At 65.5% G+C, this 19,206-nt stretch carries 20 protein-coding genes; 1 reads left to right on the top strand and 19 read right to left on the bottom strand.

From position 1 onward, the window contains the following. Positions 1-22 precede the first annotated feature (22 nt). The 8 genes from ACZ0BA_RS21520 to rfbF are packed head-to-tail and all read right to left on the bottom strand — an operon-like array spanning position 23 to position 8,644. Entirely contained in the window at positions 23-1,615 is a 1,593-nt protein-coding gene (locus tag ACZ0BA_RS21520; protein ID WP_463453208.1) for a glycosyltransferase, read from the bottom strand. Between the two features lie 45 nt (positions 1,616-1,660). Continuing rightward, the gene (locus ACZ0BA_RS21515; RefSeq protein WP_463453207.1) at positions 1,661-2,593 is read right to left on the bottom strand and encodes an FkbM family methyltransferase; all 933 of its coding nucleotides are present in this window, start codon (positions 2,591-2,593) and stop codon (positions 1,661-1,663) included. Between the two features lie 21 nt (positions 2,594-2,614). Next, on the bottom strand, positions 2,615-3,544 hold the full coding sequence (locus ACZ0BA_RS21510) for a transketolase family protein (RefSeq protein WP_463453206.1): 930 nt from the start codon (positions 3,542-3,544) through the stop codon (positions 2,615-2,617). Beyond that, entirely contained in the window at positions 3,541-4,389 is an 849-nt protein-coding gene (locus ACZ0BA_RS21505; RefSeq protein ID WP_463454806.1) for a transketolase, read from the bottom strand. Before ACZ0BA_RS21505 ends, ACZ0BA_RS21510 begins: the two co-directional genes overlap by 4 nt. Continuing rightward, positions 4,389-5,453, bottom strand: a complete 1,065-nt coding sequence (locus tag ACZ0BA_RS21500; protein WP_463453205.1) for an NAD-dependent epimerase/dehydratase family protein — start codon at positions 5,451-5,453, stop codon at positions 4,389-4,391. The genes ACZ0BA_RS21505 and ACZ0BA_RS21500 overlap by 1 nt, the downstream gene beginning before the upstream one ends. Before the next feature lie 8 nt (positions 5,454-5,461). Next, positions 5,462-6,787, bottom strand: coding sequence for a lipopolysaccharide biosynthesis protein RfbH (gene rfbH, locus ACZ0BA_RS21495; protein ID WP_463453204.1), 1,326 nt, complete (start codon positions 6,785-6,787; stop codon positions 5,462-5,464). A 10-nt stretch (positions 6,788-6,797) separates the two neighbouring features. Continuing rightward, on the bottom strand, positions 6,798-7,874 hold the full coding sequence (gene rfbG / locus ACZ0BA_RS21490; RefSeq protein WP_463454805.1) for a CDP-glucose 4,6-dehydratase: 1,077 nt from the start codon (positions 7,872-7,874) through the stop codon (positions 6,798-6,800). Continuing rightward, the gene (gene rfbF, locus ACZ0BA_RS21485) at positions 7,871-8,644 is read right to left on the bottom strand and encodes a glucose-1-phosphate cytidylyltransferase (RefSeq protein ID WP_463453203.1); all 774 of its coding nucleotides are present in this window, start codon (positions 8,642-8,644) and stop codon (positions 7,871-7,873) included. Before rfbF ends, rfbG begins: the two co-directional genes overlap by 4 nt. 179 nt (positions 8,645-8,823) lie before the next feature. Between rfbF and ACZ0BA_RS21480 the strand changes: the two genes are divergently transcribed. Continuing rightward, entirely contained in the window at positions 8,824-9,675 is an 852-nt protein-coding gene (locus tag ACZ0BA_RS21480; RefSeq protein WP_463453202.1) for a hypothetical protein, read from the top strand. Here ACZ0BA_RS21480 and ACZ0BA_RS21475 read toward each other — a convergent pair. From ACZ0BA_RS21475 to ACZ0BA_RS21425, 11 genes are all read right to left on the bottom strand, one after another. Then, a complete protein-coding gene (locus ACZ0BA_RS21475; RefSeq protein ID WP_463453201.1) occupies positions 9,672-10,418 on the bottom strand; it encodes a glycosyltransferase family 2 protein in 747 nt (248 codons plus the stop codon). The genes ACZ0BA_RS21480 and ACZ0BA_RS21475 overlap by 4 nt on opposite strands. After that, positions 10,415-10,744 (bottom strand): hypothetical protein, encoded by a 330-nt coding sequence (locus ACZ0BA_RS21470; RefSeq protein WP_463453200.1) that lies wholly within the window; start codon positions 10,742-10,744, stop codon positions 10,415-10,417. The genes ACZ0BA_RS21475 and ACZ0BA_RS21470 overlap by 4 nt, the downstream gene beginning before the upstream one ends. A gap of 2 nt (positions 10,745-10,746) precedes the next feature. Further along, the gene (locus ACZ0BA_RS21465) at positions 10,747-11,082 is read right to left on the bottom strand and encodes a nuclear transport factor 2 family protein (RefSeq protein WP_463453199.1); all 336 of its coding nucleotides are present in this window, start codon (positions 11,080-11,082) and stop codon (positions 10,747-10,749) included. A 7-nt stretch (positions 11,083-11,089) separates the two neighbouring features. Next, a complete protein-coding gene (locus ACZ0BA_RS21460; protein WP_463453198.1) occupies positions 11,090-11,833 on the bottom strand; it encodes a glycosyltransferase family 2 protein in 744 nt (247 codons plus the stop codon). Beyond that, positions 11,826-12,461 carry an HAD family hydrolase gene (locus ACZ0BA_RS21455; protein WP_463453197.1) on the bottom strand — a complete coding sequence of 212 codons (636 nt, stop codon included), beginning with the start codon at positions 12,459-12,461 and terminating at the stop codon, positions 11,826-11,828. Before ACZ0BA_RS21455 ends, ACZ0BA_RS21460 begins: the two co-directional genes overlap by 8 nt. Next, a complete protein-coding gene (locus ACZ0BA_RS21450) occupies positions 12,448-13,083 on the bottom strand; it encodes a PI-PLC domain-containing protein (protein ID WP_463453196.1) in 636 nt (211 codons plus the stop codon). The genes ACZ0BA_RS21455 and ACZ0BA_RS21450 overlap by 14 nt, the downstream gene beginning before the upstream one ends. Positions 13,084-13,186: 103 nt before the next feature. Continuing rightward, a complete protein-coding gene (locus tag ACZ0BA_RS21445) occupies positions 13,187-16,030 on the bottom strand; it encodes an O-linked N-acetylglucosamine transferase family protein (RefSeq protein ID WP_463453195.1) in 2,844 nt (947 codons plus the stop codon). 22 nt (positions 16,031-16,052) lie between these two features. Next, positions 16,053-16,796: an acyltransferase gene (locus ACZ0BA_RS21440; protein WP_463453194.1), complete on the bottom strand. Its 744-nt coding sequence runs from the start codon at positions 16,794-16,796 to the stop codon at positions 16,053-16,055. Then, complete coding sequence (locus tag ACZ0BA_RS21435) at positions 16,793-17,899, bottom strand: DegT/DnrJ/EryC1/StrS family aminotransferase (protein WP_463453193.1); 1,107 nt, start codon at positions 17,897-17,899, stop codon at positions 16,793-16,795. The genes ACZ0BA_RS21440 and ACZ0BA_RS21435 overlap by 4 nt, the downstream gene beginning before the upstream one ends. Then, positions 17,896-18,318 (bottom strand): sugar 3,4-ketoisomerase, encoded by a 423-nt coding sequence (locus ACZ0BA_RS21430; RefSeq protein ID WP_090327764.1) that lies wholly within the window; start codon positions 18,316-18,318, stop codon positions 17,896-17,898. Before ACZ0BA_RS21430 ends, ACZ0BA_RS21435 begins: the two co-directional genes overlap by 4 nt. Further along, positions 18,315-19,205 (bottom strand): glycosyltransferase, encoded by an 891-nt coding sequence (locus ACZ0BA_RS21425; protein ID WP_463453192.1) that lies wholly within the window; start codon positions 19,203-19,205, stop codon positions 18,315-18,317. Before ACZ0BA_RS21425 ends, ACZ0BA_RS21430 begins: the two co-directional genes overlap by 4 nt. Position 19,206: the final 1 nt, after the last annotated feature.

The raw sequence follows: 19,206 nt of genomic DNA, 5'->3' as shown, positions 1-19,206 counted from the left end.
GGCTTTTTTATATTCGTGATGCTTAACCGCCCATCAGGTTGGCGATCACGGTATCGACGTTATCTACCGTCAGCGGCTGGTACAAGGTTTCGCGATGCCGCACGATGGCCGCGTCGGTCACTTTGAAATAGTCGAGATGGACCATTTTCGCCACCACTTCCGGTGCGTAGCGCTGCTTGATCACCCGCGCCGGATTGCCGCCGACGATGGTGTACGGCGCCACATCCTTGGTCACCACGCTGCCGGCCGCGATCACAGCGCCCTGGCCGATGGTGATGCCCGACATGATCAGCACCTGCATGCCGATCCAGACGTCGTCGCCGACCACGATCGCGCCCTTGGTGGTCGATTCCAGCCCCTCGCCGAAGAACTTGACCCGGAACGGGAAGGTGGAAACGCCTTCGTACGGATGGTTGCCGCCCATCATGAAGGTGACCTCGTCGGCCAGCGACACGAAGCTGCCGATGGTCAGGCGCTCGTCCGGGTGGCCGTAGGCGATTACGCGCAGCGGACCGTAGCTGTGGCGTCCCACCGTCACGCGGCTGAAGTCGAACGGCCCGGCGGACAGGGTCAGGTCGGTGTGGTTGTGGGCGTTGAGCGCGCGCCAGTAGGCCCGCTTCTGCTCCTCGTAGGAGGGCGCCGGCGCGGGCGGCGCGGCTGGTGCGGGGTGCGGCGCTGGCGCCGGCGTCGGCAGCACGCGTGGCGGCACATCGTGCGGCACGTCCCGTATCGCCTCGTAGAAGTAGTCGTCGTCGACGTAGTCCTGCATGTGCTCGAAGAAGCCGGTCTTCTGGTAATCGTTCTCGGGGTCGAAGTAGTAGGGAATGATGTGCTGGATCAGCAGCGCCTTCTTTTCGTGCTCGTAGACCATGCGGTCGAGCTGGCCGGCGACAACGTAGGGCTTGAGCAGGGTCAGGTAATTCTTGCCGAAGACTTCGGCGATGTTGTAGCCGCCCTTTTTGTAGCCGCCCTTGCGGCCGGTGGGCACGCCGCTGAAATACGGCTGGAACAGCACGATGGCGCGCTTGCCCGTGCTCAGCAATCGCAGCAGCACGTCGGTCTGCACCAGCCGCAGGTGCTGGTTGCGGGCGAAGTCCGGCAGCGCCAGGAATTCGGCGCGCCACATGCCGAAGCCGCCGATCCAGGTCGAGATGAACGACACGCGGCGCACGAAGTCGCTCATGCTGGTGATCACCTCGAGCGCGTTGCCCTGGAAGTGGTTGCCGTTGGTGAAGAACACGATCGGCATCTCGGCGGCGGTGGCGCGGTAGACCTTGAGCATCTCCGGCAGGCTGCCGGGGTTGAACATCAGGTTATCGTTGTGCAGCTTGAGGTACAGCCCGCGCCCCTGTTCCATGACGAACTTGAAGTTCATGTCCGGCGAAATGGTCTCGGCGTGGCGGTGGTAGCGGATCTTGCCCGGGTGGGCGGCGACGAAGCCGGCCGCGACCTGCTCGGTGTCGTCCTCCGAGCCGTTGTCCGAGATGACGATTTCGACCTCGCCGCCCTCGATGAAGGTCGGCTGGCCGACGATGCTTTCCAGCGTCTGGCGCAGGAACGGCGCGCGGTTGTAGGTCGGGATGCAGATCGACAGGATGACCTGGTTGGATTCCATAGGCGTGGGTGGCTCCGTGTTGCGCTATTCGTGAATACCGCCGGCTCAGGCGCGGCGGTAGCGGCGCAGCTGTTCGGCGTGCGCCTCCGGGTGCAGGAAGAAGTAGTTGGTCGGGATGGTGTTCTCGTCCATGTCGCCGAATTCCACCAGGCGTCCTTCCTCGGCCGTGTAGACCTGGTAGCCGACGCCACGGAACAGCGCGAAGATCTCGTTCGGGTTGTAGCCGAACTTGGCCGACCACTTGCGCAGGATTTCCGACAGCACGATCGGCTTGTCGCGGGCGATGGTCTCGATGCCGCCCTTGAACACCAGCAGCTCGGCGCCCTCGACGTCGCATTTGATGAAGTCCACCCGCACGCCGGTGTCGGCGGTGTAGGCGTCCAGCGTGCGCACTTCGCACTGCGCGGTGCGCACGTCGTCGCGGCCGGTCAGGTTGACCGCCGAAGCGTTGCCCGAGCCCTCGGGCGGGTAGTAGAAGGTGAACTCGCCGGCCTGTTCGGACAGGCCGAAGTTGTGCGGCTTGATGTTGGCGCTGGCGTTGAGGGCCAGGTTGGTCGTCAGGTGGCCGTAGGTGGTCGGAATCGGCTCGAAGGCGTAGACGGTGGCGGCGCGGCGCGAGGCGGCGATATTGAGCGCGTACCAGCCGATGTTGGCGCCGATGTCGAAGAAGTTGTCGCCGTCGGCCACCAGGTTTTCCATCATGGTCGCCTCTTCCTTCTCGTAGTCGAAGAAGTTGAGCGTCTCCATCGGCGCCACGCGGTAGTCGCCGGGCGTGCAGGCGATGCGGATGCCGCGGTCGCGCGAGGTCATGACGACCTTGCCGTCCTCGATTTCGATCTTGCGCACATTGGTGCGGCCGATGTAGGCGGCGTAGTCGAACAGCACCGCGTGGTGCTGCTCGTACATGGTCTTGATGAAGTTTGGCTTGTCGATCGCGCCCTGCTCGAATTGCGCCAGCGTCGTTTGGATGGAAATCATGTCAGCACTTTCGGTAAGGTTTCAGGACAGGGTGGCGTGCCAGTCGTCGAGTCGCAGGCCCATTTTCTCGCGCAGGAATTCCTGCGAGCCGGCGCTGCTGACGAAAGCATTGGGGATGGCGATGCGGCGCACCGCCGGCAAGCGCGCCAGCGCGCCGTCCGACAGCAGGTCGTGCAGGCGCTCGAGGATGGCCGAGCCGAAGCCGCCATTGGCCTGGTGTTCCTCGATCGTGGCGATGTGGCCGTAGCGCGCAGCCAGCGCCGCCAGCTGCGCGCTGTCGATCGGATTGACGAACGGGAAGCTGTATAAATCGATGTGCGGCGCCGCCTGTTCCAGGTAGCGCGCCGCGTAGCCGACCATGTCGCCGGTGGCGAAGACGGCGGCAGTGGCGGCGGCGGAGTCGCTATTGACGCGCACCGGCACGATGCCGCCCAGGGTCAGCGCCGGCAACTGCGCGTGCAGGCGCGGTTCGCCGGCCTTGTTCAGGCGCATATAGCACGGGCCGCGGTGCTGCGCGATGAAGGCGGTCATGGCGTCCACTTCGGCCGGATCGCCGGGCGCGGTGACCACCATGCCCGGAATGGTGCGCAGCATGCCCAGTTCCTCGGTGGTGTGGTGCGAGGTGCTCAGTGGACCGTAGGCGTAGCCGCCGCCGACGGCGATGATCTTGACGTTGGCGTCGTGGTAGGCGACGTCGTAGCGGATCTGTTCCATCGCCCGCAGGGTCGGGAAATTGCCGATCGAGTAGCAGAACACCGTGTAGCCTTCGAGGCTCAGGCCAGCCGCCAGGCCGACCATGTTTTGTTCGGCGATGCCGACGTTGATGAAGCGGTCCGGGAAAGCCTCGGCGAACGGCTCCAGCACCGAGTAGCCCAGGTCTCCGCACAGCAGGAAGATGCGCTCGTCCTGGCGCGCCTGCTCCATCAGGGTCTTGATAAAACTGTTTCTCATGCTTGATCCTTGGATTCTTGCAGCAGTTCGGCGCGCGCGGCGGCAAATTGCGCGGCGTCCGGCGACTTGTAGTGCCAGGCCAGCTGGTTTTCCATGAAGCTCACGCCCTTGCCCTTGACGGTGTGGGCGATCACCACGCGCGGCTTGCCGTTGCGGCCTTGCTTGGACAGCGCCGCCGCCAATGCGGCGTGGTCGTGGCCATCGACTTCGATGGTCTCCCAGTTGAAGGCCTTGAACTTGTCGGCCAGCGGATCGAGATTGAGCACGTCGGCGGTGCTGCCGAAGCTCTGGATCTTGTTGTAGTCGACCACCAGCGTCAGGTTGTCGAGGCGGTGGTGCGGCGCGAACAGGATCGCCTCCCAGTTGGAGCCTTCGTCAAGCTCGCCGTCGCTGACGATGGCGTAGGTGTGCCAGGCGGCCTGGCGGCGCTTGCCGGCAAGCGCGACGCCGGCGGCCACCGACAGCGCGTGTCCCAGGCTGCCGGTCGACAGTTCGACGCCGGGCACCTTGTGATTGACGTGCGAGGTGAAGTCGCTGCCGTTGTCGGTGAAGGTGTCGAGCGCGGCGAGCGGGTAGTAGCCGGTTTCGGCCAGGGTCGCGTACAGCGCGGTGCAGGCGTGGCCCTTGCTGTAGAACAGGCGGTCGCGCTCGGGCGACTTCGGTTGCGCCGGGTCGGTCGTCATCAGGCCGCCGTACAGCACCGCCAGCACGTCGGCCACGGAGAAGGCGCCGCCCAGGTGCGAGGCGCGCTTGGTGTGGCACATGTGCAGGCATTGCAGCCGGATGCGGCGCGCCAGCGCGGTGGTGGAGGCGGCGTCGAAGGTGTCGGCGTTTTTTTCGATCATCACAAATAGCTTTCTATGGTGCGGCGGAAGCCGTCGGCCAGCGAGGTGGCCGGGGCCCAGCCCAGCGCGCGGACCTTGGCGATGTCGGGAGCGCCGCGCTGGACGGCGCTGGCCAGGTAGTTGTCGCCCTGCGGACGCTCGACGTAGCTCAGGGTCAGGCCTTTTTCCGGATACAGTCCGACCAGCAGCTGGCCCAGGCCGCGCATGCTGATCTCCCCGTCCGGATTGCCGATGTTGTAGGCCTGGCCGTCGGCGCCGTCGAACAGCACCTTCCAGAAGCCGGCGACGGCGTCGGCCGAATAGCAGAACGAGCGCGTGGCCAGGCCGTCGCTTTTCAGGGCGATCGGCTCGCCGCGCAGGATGCAGGCGACGAAGTCGGCGTACACGCGGCCATCGTCGAGCAGCATGCGCGGGCCGTAGGTGTGGAACGGCCGAACGATCTTGACCGGCACGCCGTGCTGGTGGCTCCACGATACGCACATGTTCTCGCCCATGCGTTTGCTCTCGGCGTAGCAGGCGCGCACGGAGGTCGGATCGACCACGCCGTAGTCGCCCTCGGCGGTCGGCACCTTGGCGGCGGCGCCATATACTTCGCTGCTGCTGAAGTACAGGAAACCGAGACTGCCGCTGGCGCGCGCCAGTTGCAGCAGCGCGGCCGTGCCCAGCGTGTTGGCGCTGAGCGTGCCCACCGGATCGGTCGCGTAGTATTTAGGGCTGGCCTGGCTGGCGGCGTGGATGATGTAATGCGGCCGCTCGGCCAGCGTGAACGGCTCGCTGATGTCCTGTTCGATGCAGACCAGGTCGGGCCGGCCGCCGTCGCCCAGATGGTGGGCGTAGCGGCGCTCGAAGCCGGCGCGGTTGCGCACCATCGCCAGCACGCGGATATCCAGGCCGCGCGTCTCGTTCAGGTACAGCATGGTCTCGACCATGTACGACGGCAGGAAGCCGGAGGCGCCGGTGATGCACACGGTGCGTCCGCGCAGCAGCTCCCAGTCCAGCCCCGGCGTGGCCACGATCGCCGCCATGTCGGCGGTTTCGATCGGGTGGCGTGTTGCGTGGGTCATGGCGGTCCTTAGAAACCGACGCCGAAGAATTCCTCCAGCTTGGTGATGGTGAAGTCCAGCATCTCGCGGCTCAGGCCCGGGAACACGCCGATCCAGAAGGTGTCGTTCATGACGCGGTCGGTGTTGGTCAACTCGCCGGAGACACGGTAGTTACGGCCGATCATGTACGGCTGGCGCGTCAGGTTACCGGCGAACAGCAGGCGGGTGCCGATCTTGTTCTGGTCCAGATACGTGAGCAGGTCGACGCGGGCGACGTTGGCCTCCGGCTTGAGCGTCATCGGGAAGCCGAACCACGACGGGTCGGAGTTTTCGGTCGCTTCCGGCAGGATCAGGAACTCGGCGCACGACTGCAGGCGCTCTTTCAGATACGCGAAGTTGTCCTTGCGGGCCTGGATGAAACCGGCCGCGCGGTCGATTTGCGCCAGGCCGCAGGCGGCCTGCATGTCGGTGATCTTGAGGTTGTAGCCCAGGTGGCTGTACGTGTACTTGTGGTCATAGCCGGCCGGCAGGGTGCCGAAGCACTGGCAGAAACGCTTGCCGCAGGTGTTGTCCTTGCCCGGCGGGCAGTAGCAATCGCGGCCCCAGTCGCGGAACGACTCGGCGATCATTTTCAGTTCGGCGTTGTTGGTGAAGACGGCGCCGCCTTCGCCCATCGTGATGTGGTGGGCCGGGTAGAACGACATGGTGCCGATGTCGCCGAAGGTGCCGACCATCTTGCCGTCGTAGGTCGAGCCCAGCGCGTCGCAGCAGTCCTCGATCAGCCACAGATTGTACTTTTTGCAGATCGCGACGATCACGTCCAGGTTGTACGGATTGCCCAGCGTGTGGGCCAGCATGATGGCTTTGGTCTTGGGCGAGATCGCCGCTTCCAGTTGGGTCACGTCGATGTTGTAGGTGCCCAGTTCGACGTCGACGAACACCGGGATCGCGCCGAACTGGATGATCGGGTTGACGGTGGTGGGGAAGCCGGCGGCCACGCCGATGACTTCATCGCCCGGCTGGATCGCGCGCGGTCCCAGCTTTGGCGAGGTCAGCGTGTTGAACGCGACCAGGTTGGCCGACGAGCCGGAATTGACGGTGATGAGGAAGTCCACGCCGATCATCTTGGCCAGCTTGGCCTCGAACTGGTCGTTGAAGCGGCCGGTGGTGAGCCAGGCGTCGAGCGAAGCCTCCACCATCAGTTCCATCTCCGGCGCGCCGACCACCTTGCCGGCCGGCGGGATCACCGTGACGCCGGGTTCGAAGGCCTTCGGCACGCTGGCCAGCGCGCCGTACTCGGCCACCAGCTTGTTGATCTCCGCGCGGAGTTGTTCTTTGGTTTTTGCTTCGCTCATGGTTGCTGCCTTAGATGTTTTCGGTGTTTTGGTAGGTGTCGATTTGCGCCAGCGTGAAGGCGCGCATGTCGGCTTTGGCCGCATGGGCCTTGTGCCAGCCGACGATCATGTCGATGGTGTGGCCCAAATGCCAGCGCGGTTGCCAGTGCAGACGGCCGCGCGCCTTGGAACAATCGAGCTTGAGGTAGTGTGCCTCGTGCGGTTGCGGCGCCTGGTCCAGTTCCCAGCCGGCGCCGTCGCCCCAGCTTTCGCACAGGCGCGTGATGATCCATTCGACCGGGCGGGCGTCGATGTCGTGCGGGCCGAAGTTGAAGCCCTCGGCGTAGTTCGCGCCATGCGTGTAAAGGTGCTCGGCCAGGGTCAGGTAGCCCGACAGCGGTTCGAGCACGTGCTGCCACGGACGGATCGCGTGCGGGCTGCGGATGCGCACCGGCTTGCCGGAGGCGATGGCGCGCACCATGTCGGGTATCAGACGGTCCTCGGCCCAGTCGCCGCCGCCGATCACATTGCCGGCGCGGCCCGAGGCCAGCGCCACGCCATGCTCGGCGTATTTTTCAGGATTGAAGAACGACGAGCGGTAGCCGGCCGTCACCAGTTCTGCGCAGGCCTTGCTGTTGCTGTATGGGTCGTAGCCGCCGAAGGCTTCGTTCTCGCGGTAGCCCCAGGCCCATTCCTTGTTTTCGTAGCACTTGTCGCTGGTGACGTTGACCACCGCCTTGACGCCGGGCGTGTTGCGCACCGCCTCGAAGAAGTTCACCAGGCCCATGACGTTGGTAGCGTAGGTCTCGACCGGATTGGCGTACGAGTAGCGCACCAGCGCCTGCGCCGCCATGTGGATGACAATCTCCGGCCGCGCCTCGAGCATGGCGTCGCGCAGCGCCGCGCCGTCGCGGATGTCGCCGATGATGGAGGTCATGCCGTCGGCCACGCGGGCGCTGGCGAACAGGCTCGGTTGGCTCGGCGCTTCGAGCGCGAAGCCGGTGACGTGCGCGCCCAGCTGCTGCAACCACAGGCTTAGCCAGCTGCCCTTGAAGCCGGTGTGGCCGGTCAGGAAAACCCGTTTGCCCTTCCAGAAGGACGGCGTCATGGCCATCGCTTCCACGGCGCCTTGCCGCTTTCCCACAGGTCCTCGAGCAGCACCTTGTCGCGCAGCGTGTCCATCGGCTGCCAGAAGCCGTGGTGGTGGAAGGCGTCCAGCTGGCCTTCGCCGGCCAGCTGTTCCATCGGCTCTTTTTCCCAGGTGGTGCTGTCGCCGTCGATGTAGTCGATCACCTTCGGCGAGAGCACGAAGTAGCCGCCGTTGATCCAGGCGCCGTCGCCCTGCGGCTTTTCCTTGAAGCTGACGATGCGCTGGCCGTCGATGTCGATGGCGCCGAAGCGTCCCGGCGGTTGCACCGCCGTCATGGTGGCCAGCTTGCCGTGCTTTTTGTGGAAGGCGATCGAGGCGCCGATGTCGATGTCGGACACGCCGTCGCCGTAGGTGAAGCAGAAGGCTTCGTCGTTTTCGACGTGCTGGCGCACGCGCCGCAGACGGCCGCCGGTCAGGGTGTCGGCGCCGGTGTCGATCAGCGTGACCTTCCATGGTTCGGCGTGGCGCTCGTGCACCTCCATGCTGTTTTTTTGCAGATCGAAAGTGACATCCGACGTGTGCAGGAAGTAGTTGGCGAAGAACTCCTTGATCACGTAGCCGCGGTAGCCGCAGCAGATGACGAAGTCGTTGATGCCGTGCGCGGAATAGCTTTTGAGGATGTGCCAGAGGATCGGCTTGCCGCCCACCTCGACCATCGGCTTCGGCTTGACAGTGGTCTCTTCGCTGAGCCGTGTACCCAGCCCGCCTGCCAGTATGACTGCCTTCATGCGTTCTCCGGAGTGTAAGGATGTCCAGACTGCATTATCCACCGGAACCGCCGAATTCTAAACGAAAAGCAAGACTGGTTTTGCCCCCTGTTTACCTACAGCCACAGAGGGCGGCTTCGCCGTCCGGCGGCGGGCGCTCTTTGCTATACTCTGCTGACTATATCTCAGGAGTAACAGTCATGGCGATTGAAAGAGTGCTGCTGCTGCACGGACCGACCCAGCTGCCGTTTCGTCCGCCGTTTCCGAGCGAACTGTTCTACCCTAACGTGCCTTACGACAGCCGCCCCGGCATCGTCCTGATGGCGCGCGTGTACCGCGCGATCGGTTTCAAGATCGCCTTCAGCGGCTGGGAAGAGGACGGCGAGTGGCTGCGCGAAAACGCCGAACTGTTCGACTTCGTGACCGTATCCGACCAGCATATCTTGCACACTGAAAGTAATTATTACGGCAAGGTTATCGGGAATAACAAGGAAAAGCTGTACTACGCGGCGCTGGCCGGCATCCGCGCGGTGCGCGCCGCGCTGGGCGACGACGCCATCGTGTTCCGGCTGCGCGCCGACGTCACCGTGCACCAGGCCCATGTCGCCATGCAGGTGGTGCAGGTACGGCGCGGTTCGGGCGACATCATGATCGAATACATGGACGTCAATAAGATCCACTCGACGCCGGACTTCATGCTGCTCGGCGAAGTGGCGGTGCTCGACGCGATCTACACCGGCCTGTATGAGCGCAGCCGCGCCGGCGAGGCTTATCACGTCTCGTCGCACGTCGACCACACGATGACCTATCTGGCGCTGCAGGAGCAGGGCGTGGTCGGCCGCATCATCAGCATGAACAAGGCCATTCACGACTCGGTGATCTGGCGCGGCATACCGCGCCATTTCCAGGAAGTTGATCCGTCGCTGCACGCCACGCGCGCCTTCGGCACCGAACTTGCGCTGAGCGGCGGCTTGACGGTGGCGCAATTGCTGGACCAGATCGACCCTGGCGTCTCCGGTAAAAACGAGCGCGGGGCGCCCGCGCCGGTCTAACCCCGCAGGCGCGCCGGCGTGTGGGCCAGGAAGTAGTCCAGGTCCTCCGGCACGCCCAGGCCGTACATGCCGGCGCGGTCGGCGCCGATGTTGTAGTAGCCGAGGCGCGCGCCGTTGGCGATCATCGCGTTGTAGGTGGGCGCGACGTAGAATTCGCCGTTGACGCGCAGGTCGGCGGCGATCATGGCGTCGGCGGCGGCGACGAAATCGCTGCCGCGCGCGAAGTTGTAGATGCCCACCGTGGCCTCGTTCGAGACCACCTGCTTTTCCACCACCTCGACGATGGAACCTGCGGCATCGAGCCGCACATACGACCATTTCGGGTGGTCGGCGCCCATCGTCATGATCAAGCCGTCCAGCTTTTCCGTTGCCATGCGCGCCAGGTAGTCGTCGATGTCCGCATCGATGTACTGGTCGCAGTTGGCGATCATCAGCGGCGTGGCGTCGTCGATCAGCGCGCGCGCCAGCAGCACGGTGCACGCCGCTCCCTGCGTCACCTGCGCCACCGGCACGATGGCGCAGCCGGGCGCGATCGCCTCGAGCCGCGCGCCCAGGCCGTACTGGTCAAGGTGCGCCTGCTGGCACAGGAAGATGAAGCGGTGCGGTTGGCTTGGGCGCAGGTTGTCGACGACCACCTCGATCATCGGCCGGCCGCCGATCGGGATCAGCGGCTTGGGATCGGTGTAGCCGGCATTGGCGAAGCGGCTGCCGTGGCCAGCCATCGGCACGACGATGTTGATCATGGCGCTTCGCCCAGGTATTTGTCGTCGACCGCGCCGGGGACCTTGACCACCAGCGTCACGGTGTCTTCCAGCACGACGAAATCGGTCGACTCCATCGGGTTGATGACGACGATGTCGCCGGTCGCGTATTCGACGCCGTTCATTTGCACGCGGCCGCTCTGGATCACGGTGATTTCCTGCGCGATCTTGTGGTAGTGGCGCGCCTCGCGGTCGCCGGCGCGGTAATGCTTGATGCCCACTTCGGCGGCGCGGGTGGCCAGCGCGGTCGGCGTGAAGTCGCCGACGAACCAGCCGCGCGTCATGTCGTCGAGTCGATAGCGTTCCATGGTCAGCCTTTCGGGATGTCGAGGTAGGCGCGCAGCGCGTACATGCGGCCGTCGCGCCATTCGATGATGTCGACGCCCTCGAGGTGGGTGGCGTCGATGTCGAGCGTGAATTCGATCACGGTGGTGGCGCCGTCGGCATAGATGTTTTTGGCGCGGAAGGACAGCTTTTGGCAGCCCTCGAACATGCCCTTCATCATGGCCAGCGCGGCCGGCTTGCCGTCGATGCGCTTGACCACCGGGTCCTCCAGCGAAAAATCGTCGGCCAGCAGGGCGCCCACGGCGTCGAGGTCGCGGGTGTCGAAGGCGCGGATGTAGGCTTCTGTCAGTTGTTTGGTCATAGTCGGTTCAATTGGGGTGGCGATGCAGCGCGGCTTCGTATTCCTCGATTTTTTTCGGCGAATAGAAGGTGTGGTAGGCGTGGTTGGGCACGGCCAGCGCGGTCAGTTTGCGGTTCAGCAGAACCAGTTCGTTGAGCACCGGCGCGATGTAGAACACGCCGTCGACGCTGGTGTTCTTGCGGATCGAATGCTGGGCCGCCAGCACGAAGTCGGCGCCGCGCGCGAAGTAGTAGAAGCCGGCGATGGCATGGCGGCTGATCGGATGCTTCTCGGCCGTCTCGATGATGGCGCCGTCGTCCTCCAGGCGCGCGTACGACCAGCGCGGGTGCACCGAGTCGAATGTCAGCGCGCCGGCGTCGGCGCCGCCAGCGCGGAAGCGCGCCAGGTAGTCGTTCAGATCGAGGTCGAACACCTGGTCGCCGTTGACGATCAGCAGCGGCTCGTCGGCGCCGATGTAGTCGATCGCCAGCAGCGCGCTGCAGGCGGCGCCCTCGGTCTGGTGCATCAGGCGGATGATGGCGGTGTCGGCGCCGGCCAGCAGGCGCACCGTGCTGTCGAGGTGATAGCGGCTGCAATCCTCATCGCGCAGGATGAAGATGAAGCGCTTGTCCTCGGCGATGCCGTCCAGGTTCTCGATCAGGTACTGGATCATTGGCTTGCCGGCGATTTCGATCAGCGGCTTGGGAAACGGGAAATCGGCACCCTCGAAGAACGGCGACGAGACGCTCAGCGGCACGATAATGTTAAGCATGCGCGGCCTCCAGTTCTGCGATGGTGCGGGTGATATTGGCGTGATTGACCTCGCGCACATCGTGCACGCACATCACATGCGCGCCGGAGTCGCGCGCCGCCTTGATGCCGTTCGGGTTGTCCTCGACGATCAGGCATTCGTCCGGGCGCAGTCCCATGCGCTCGATGGCCTTGAGGTACATGTCCGGCGCCGGCTTGGGCGCCGTCACGTCCTGGTTCGACAGGAAGAATTCGAGGAAGGACAGCAGCTCGGCGCGTTCCAGCATCATGGCGATGGTGTTGCGGATCGAGTTGGAGCACACCGCCATGCGGTAGCCCTCCGCCTTGAGCCGCGACAGCGCGAACTGGTGGTGGAACACCGGCTTGCATTTGGCGTAGATCACTTCCATCGTGTAGATCTGCTTCATCTCGTTGATGAAACCGTGCAGCGCCTCGGGCAGGCCGCGTTCGAGCGACAGCATGCGCAGCTTGGTCTTGGTCGGCAGGCCGTCGTAGGTGACCAGATGGTCGTAGCGGCTGATGGCCATGCCGAACAGCGTGAGCGCGCGGTTGAGCGCTTCGAAGTGCCATTCCTTGGCGTCGATTAGCACGCCATCCATATCGAAGATGATCGCTTTAATCGTGGTCATCGAAAAAATCCTTTGCGGCTTGGGGAAAATCGGTGCACAGGCTCAGGGCCGCGTGCCGGTGCAGGCCGGCGGCGCGCAAACGGCGCCACAGGTCCAGGTGGGGGCGGCGATGCAGCTCCGGCGAGACCACGCAGACCGCCTTGCCTTGCGCCAGCCAGCCTTCGATGTCGGCGGGTTGGTACCACTCGCCGTGGAAGGCGTCTAGCCAGACGCCGGCGGCGCGCTCCAGGAACGACGGCACGGTTTCGTATTCGCTGTGGCGGGTGTAGGCCGGCAGGCCGCGCTGCAGGTAGCCCAGCGCGTCGGGCACCGCCATGTCGAACACGAAGGCGTCGTCGGTGGCGTGGGCGGCCAGCGCAGCGGCAACCGGCGCATGCAGGCCGTCGGCCTTGATGTTGAGCGCCAGCGGCCGGCCGGCCGGATAGCGCGCGCACAGCGCCAGAAAGGTATCGAGCGTCATCTCGCCTCCGCCGGGCATGTCGTGCGAGATGACGACCGCGCGGCCGGCGTCGCGCAAATCGGTCTCGATGCCGAAGCCGCCAGCCAAGGCTCGTTCAAACGCGGCCGGCGAGTTTTTTTCGCTCTCTTCGAGCCAGTAACCCCGGTGCGCGACGATTTTCATGCTTGCGTGTGTGAGCGGATGGAGAACCTGTGATTGTACCCGGGGATCGCCCGTTGCAAGGCCATCCGCGTTGTTATTAGGCAACGCAAAGCGGCAAGCATTTTCATGGCGCGAGCAGGGCCTCGCAGGCCATCCGCATGGCCTGTTGCACGGCCTCGAGCCGGTCGCCGGCGGTGGTGGCCAGCTGTGGATATCGGCCCGCTACGAGGGCGTTGAGTTCAGACAGGCGCGCCGCCAGCAGTTCCTTGAAGCGCGCCGGCGCGCCGAAGTCGTGGCCTTGTTCGCGCGCCTGGTGCAGCAGCAGCAGGCTTTCGAGGGCGGCGTCCAGCGCGGCGACCGGCGCCGCCGCTGACGGCGGCGCCGCCGGGCAGGTCGACAGCGCTTTTGGCAGATAGACGTAGTCGCCCCCGGCCAGGGCGGCGAGGGCGGTGGCCACGTTGGCGCGTTCGATATAGGAGCGCTCGCCGAAGCGGCCGAAGGCCTGGCCGCCCGCGTAACCGAGCGTGGCGCGCTTGAACAGCAGGGCGCCGGGCGCGCACATGGCGGCGGCGGCGCCGCTGTCGCCAACGTCGCCGCCCAGCAGCATGTTGGCCAGCGAAGCGGCGTCGATCAGCAGCTCGTTCGGGAACAGCGGGGCCGCCGGCAGCGGCGTTCCGTCCGGCGCGCGCGGCTGGCGCCAGGCGGCCACCAGGCCCACGCGCGGATGGTCGACGAAGTAGGCCAGCATGACGGCGATTTTTTCCGGCGCCAGCGTGTCGCCCGGCGGCGCGACGGTGATGTACTCGCCAAGCGCCAGCGCCAGGCAGTGATTGAGGTTGTCGAGCGCGCCGAGGCCAGGCGCGTGGCTGTAGCGCAGGCGCCGGTGCGCTTTCAAAAGTGGTTTGAGCGACGCGAGGCAAGCGCCTTGCGGGCTGCTGTCGCTGACGATCACTTCGCAGTTGACGTGGGTTTGCGCCAGCGCGCTCGCCAGCGTGGCCGCCAGCGGCAGCGGGTCTGAGGCCGGAATCAGGATGCTGACCAGCGGCGGGCCGGCGTCCGCGGCCTGCTTGATTTGCCGGAGAGCGCTGCGGCGGCCGCGTTTGAGCGTGCCACGCGCCACGCGCAGGTAAAGCCGTTCCAGGTCGCGCACCAGCGCGGGCGTATCGAACAGCGGCGCACTGGTGCGGTTCTTAGCGAGGCGGTTGCGCAGGCGGGCAAGTTCTTTCGGATGGGTGGCCAGCCGGATCGCCTTTGTCACATACTGTTTTTCGCTGCGGGCGATCAGTTCCGGCAAGCCGGCCGACCGCAGCAGGCTGCCGCACACGCGGCTGGCGAAGCTGCCGCCAGCGCGCGTGAGCAGCGGCAGGCCGGCCCACAGCACGTCGCCGGCGATGGCGCCGGCGTTGTGCGGGCCGGTGTCAAGGAACAGGTCCGCCGCCCGATAACGGGCCAGCTGCGGCTCGCCGCCGGCGGCGGTGGTGGCGAAGCACAGGCGGTCGCTGGAAATGTCGCGCTGCAGCGCGGCCAGGCGCAGGTTGTCGCGTACCTGTTCGCTGTCGGTCCGCAGCCAAAGCACGCTGCCCGGCACCGCTTGCAGAATATGCATCCACGTTGAGAAGCGCTCCGGGACGATATGCTCGGCGGCGCCGAAGCAGCAGAACACGAATGCGTCGTCGGGCAGGCCGTATTCGGCGCGCGCGCCGACCGATGGCGGCGGCGGAACCGGGCGGCGGCGATCCTGCGGCTGGAAGCACTGCGGCAGATACAGCGGTTTTTCGCTATGGTGCCCGGCCAGTTCGGGTGGCAGGACGAAACTGTCGGCCAGAATGTAGTCGACGCGGCTGTTACCGCTGGTGCCGGCCTGTCCAAGCCAGCCGATTTGCACGGGTGACGGGCGGTGGCTCAGGATGCCCGGCCGTCCGCCCGGCAGCATGCCGTGCAGGTCGACCAGGATGTCGATTTCGTGGGCGCGGATCGCTTGCGCCGCCTGCATGTCGTTCAGCGGACCGATAGGCACATGCAGGTCGAAGCCGCGCAGCAGCCGCTGACGCAGCGCCGAATGATCCTCGCCGCTCCAGCAGAAGCCATACACTTCGATGTTGTCGCGGTCGTGCAGCTCCAGCAGCTCGGCGATCATGCGGCCGGTCGGATGCGCGCCGAAACCGCCTGACAGGTATCCGACGCGCAGTTTGCGGTGGGTGTAGCCGTCCTGGTCGGACAACGTCGTCGGCGCCGGAGGAAAATGGATCGCCACCTCGCGCCGCGCGCACGCCAGTTGCCGCGCCGGATCGTCGTCGAGACTGAGCATCGCCAGCGCCGACGTGTGGTGCCGTAACGCCGTCTCGCTCACGCCCGGCACGAAGCCGTGCGCCGGCCATGCGCACAATTTGAGCCGCAGGTCTATCCAGAGCGGCACGATCAGCCGCTGCTTCGGATCGAGTTGCAGGCTGCGCAGCAGCGCGTCCTCGGCCTGCGCCGGATCGCCTTGCGCCTCCGCCAGCCGGCCGATGTTGTTAAGCAGCCGTACCTGCAACGGGGTCGCCGCCGTCGGCGCGCCGGGCGGCACCGCCTCGAGCGCGTCGAGCGCCTCGCGCCACAAGGCCAGCGCCGCTTGCGGCTGGCGTTTGCGCTCCAGTAGCACGCCCAGACCGAGCTGGCTTTCGGTGAATCCGGGACGCAGTGTGAGGGATTTGCGGTAGGCGTGTTCGGCGCCGGCGTCGTCCTCGCCTTGCGTGCGCACCACGGCCAGGTTGTACCACGCCACATATTCAAGGGGGGAGTCGCAGTGCCTGAGCCACAGCGTGTACAAGGCGATGGTTTGTTCGGTCTTGCCCTGCGCGGCCAGCAGGCCGGCCACGCCGATCAGGTCCATGACGGACAGTTCGCCCAGTCCCGCCAGCGCCATCGCCAGGGTGCCTGCTTCCGCCAGATTACCGGCGGCCATGGCTGCGTGCAGTTGCCGGGTCATGGGCTTCGGGCCGCGTCGCTGGTCAGGCCGAAGGGCCGGCGTCCCAGCCGTCGGTGATGTCCGCCGGGTAGCCGCGCTTGAAGTGGGTGGTCCACGGGTAGGCCGGCGCGCCGGTGCCGTCCTTCAGTTTAATTTTGCTGGCGTCGCACAGGAAGGCGGCCGGATTGCCGGCGACGACCGTGCCGGCGGCGACGTCGCGGTGCACCTTGCTGTGCGCGGCCACCAGCGCGCGCTCGCCGACCTTCACGCCGGGCAGGATCACCGACATCGCGGCGATGGCGGCGTAGTCCCCGATCTCCACGCCCATCAGCATATTGCTGGGCGGGTGCGGATCGTTGGTCAGCACCACGTAGGGCAGCAGCCAGACGAAGTTGCCGACCTTGGACATTTTGCCGATGAAGACATTCGACTGGCAGCGCACGTAATCGCCGATCTGGCAGTCGCCCTGGATGTCGTTCATGGTGCCGATCTGGAAGGCGATGCCGGCGACGGTTTTTTCGCGCACCACCACGCGGTGGCCGGTCACCAGCCTGTCGCCGAAGCGCGAGCCTTCGTAAAACACCGAGTGCGACCGGATGCGCGCGCCCTTGCCGATCACCAGCGGCTGGCCCTCGGCCAGCGGGGTCGGATAGCCGATCTCGCAGTAACCGTCGATGACGGCGCCGTCGCCGATGTCCACGTTGTCGTGGATGATCGTGAAGGGGCCGACGCTGATGCCGGCGCCCAGTTTGGCCTTCGGCGAAATGATGGCGCTTGGATGAATCATACGGAGCAGAACCTTCGCACGGCGGCCGCCACTTCAAGCGCCTGCTCGTCGCTCATGGTCGGACCGATCGGCAGGCTCAGAACCTCGCGGTGGATCGCCTCGGCCAGCGGGAACGCGCCCTCGGCGTAACCCAGATCGGCGTAGGCAGGCTGCAGATGCGGCGGCACCGGATAGTGGACGATGGTGCCGATGCCTTGGTCCGCCAGCGCCTTTGCCAGGGCGTCGCGCTGCGCGTGGCGCACCACGTACAGATGCCATACCGGCTCGGCCCAATCGGGCACGAACGGCAGGGCCAGGCCGGCGATGCCAGCCAGCTCGCGGTCGTAGATGGCGGCGATGGCGCGGCGGCGCGCGTTGTCCGCGTTCAGCTTGGGCAGCTTGACGCTTAACAGCGCCGACTGCACCTCGTCCAGGCGCGAGTTATAGCCCGGCACCTCGTTGTAGTATTTAACCTTGGAGCCGTAGTTGCGCAGGGTGCGGATCTTGTCGGCCAGGTCGTCGTCGCTGGTGGTGACGGCGCCGCCGTCGCCCAGCGCGCCCAGGTTTTTGCCCGGGTAGAAGCTGAAGGCCGCCGCGTCGCCCAACTGGCCGGCCACGCCGCCGCGATACAGCGCGCCGTGCGACTGCGCGGCGTCCTCGATCAGTTTCAGATTGTGCTTGGCCGCCAGCGCCTTGAGCGGGTCCGTGTCGGCGGTCTGGCCGTACAGGTGGACCGCCAGGATGGCCTTGGTGCGCGGCGTGATGGCCGCCTCCACCAGCGCCGGGTCGATATTGAAGCCGTCGGCGGTCGGCTCCACCGGGATCGGCGTGGCGCCGCAGTCGCTCACCGCCAGCCAGGTAGCGATAAAGGTGTTGGACGGTACGATCACCTCGTCGCCGGGACCGACGCCGTAGGCCTTGAGGATCATGAAGATCGCATCGAGGCCGTTGGCCACGCCGATGGCGTGCTTGCTCTTGCAGTAGGTGGCGAAGCTGGCTTCGAAGGCCGACGTTTCGGCGCCCAGCACATACCAGCCGGAGTGCAGCACGCGCTTGAACGCCGCTTCCAGTTCTTCGGCTTGCGACAGGTTGATGGCTTTCAGGTCGAGGAAGGGAACGCTCATGGTGACACTCGCTTATGGTGATTTGCCGCGGCCACGAATTCGTCGTAGTCGTGATAATAGTCTTTTGGGTCGTACAGCGTCGAGGCCATCACCACGCACACCGCGCCGGACGAGAAGTTCTCGACTTCGCGCCACATCATGCCGGGCACGTACAGGCCGTAGTACGACCGATTAAGCTGGAATTTCTTGCGCTCGAAGCCATCATCGACGATGACGTCGAAGCTGCCTGACATGGCGACGAACAGCTGCTGCAGCTCGATGTGGCCGTGGCCTGCGCGCGCCGATCCGCCCGGGACGTCGTACAGGTAGTAGACGCGCTTGATATCGAACGGAATATGCACGCCGCCCTCGATCACCGACAGGTTGCCGCGCACGTCGTGGTGCGGCGGCAGGTCGATCAGCCGGCACTGGTCCATCATGACGGCGCTCCCTCGCGGTTTGCCGCCACCTTCGCGTGGAAACGCTGCTGCGAAGTGGCCATCATCGGGAACACGCCGCCCAGGCGCGCGGCCACGTCGTCGACGGTGGGCGCCATCACCGCCAGCTCCTCCGGCCCGACGATGCCGATGTCGGCCGATTCGATCAGCAGGTCGATGTAGTCGGAGAAGCAGTAGCCGAAGTTCGGATTGCTGTTCGGGTTGGAGTTCGATTCGAGCCGGCGGTCGTGGCGGAAGTAGGACAGCTCTTCATCGATGTAGAACACCTTGCCGTCGCGCGCGAGGTTGAAGTAGGCGGCGACGTCGGCCAGCCCCAGGGTGCAATCATGGTTGTGATACTTGAACAGGTGGCGTCCGATTTCCCACAGCCGCTCGCGGCGGAACATGATGGAGCTGAATTCGCCGACGAAATTGCGCATGCCCAGCACCATGCTGCGCTGCATATCGCGCGCCGGCATGCTGCCGCTGGCCTCATACGGACGGCGCGTTTCGGTGCGCTCGTTGTCGACGTTGATCACCTGCGAGGCCGAAAACACCAGCTGAATCTCCGGGTCCATGTTCATGGTCGCGACCATGCGCTCGATGCAGAACGGATGCAGTACGTCGTCGTCGAACAGGGGCTTGATCAACTTGCCCTTGGCCGCGAACAGCGCGGTCAGCACGTTCTGCTCGCGGATCGCCGAATTGCGCTGGTAAATCAGATGGCCGCTGTATTTGGCGCAGATATCCTTGATCGCCTCGGTCGGGCAGTTGTCGCTGACCAGGATCTCGATGTTCGGGTAGCTCTGGCCCAGCGCGGAGCGCAGGCAGGTCTCGAAATGGCCGGTCTTGTACGACGGGATGACGATGCTAACTAAAGGCAAACTCATA

It is taken from the genome of Duganella sp. AC917 (genome assembly GCF_979258245.1).
Note: the sequence above shows the minus strand (reverse complement) of the source record. Positions and strands in the feature narration are given on the sequence as shown.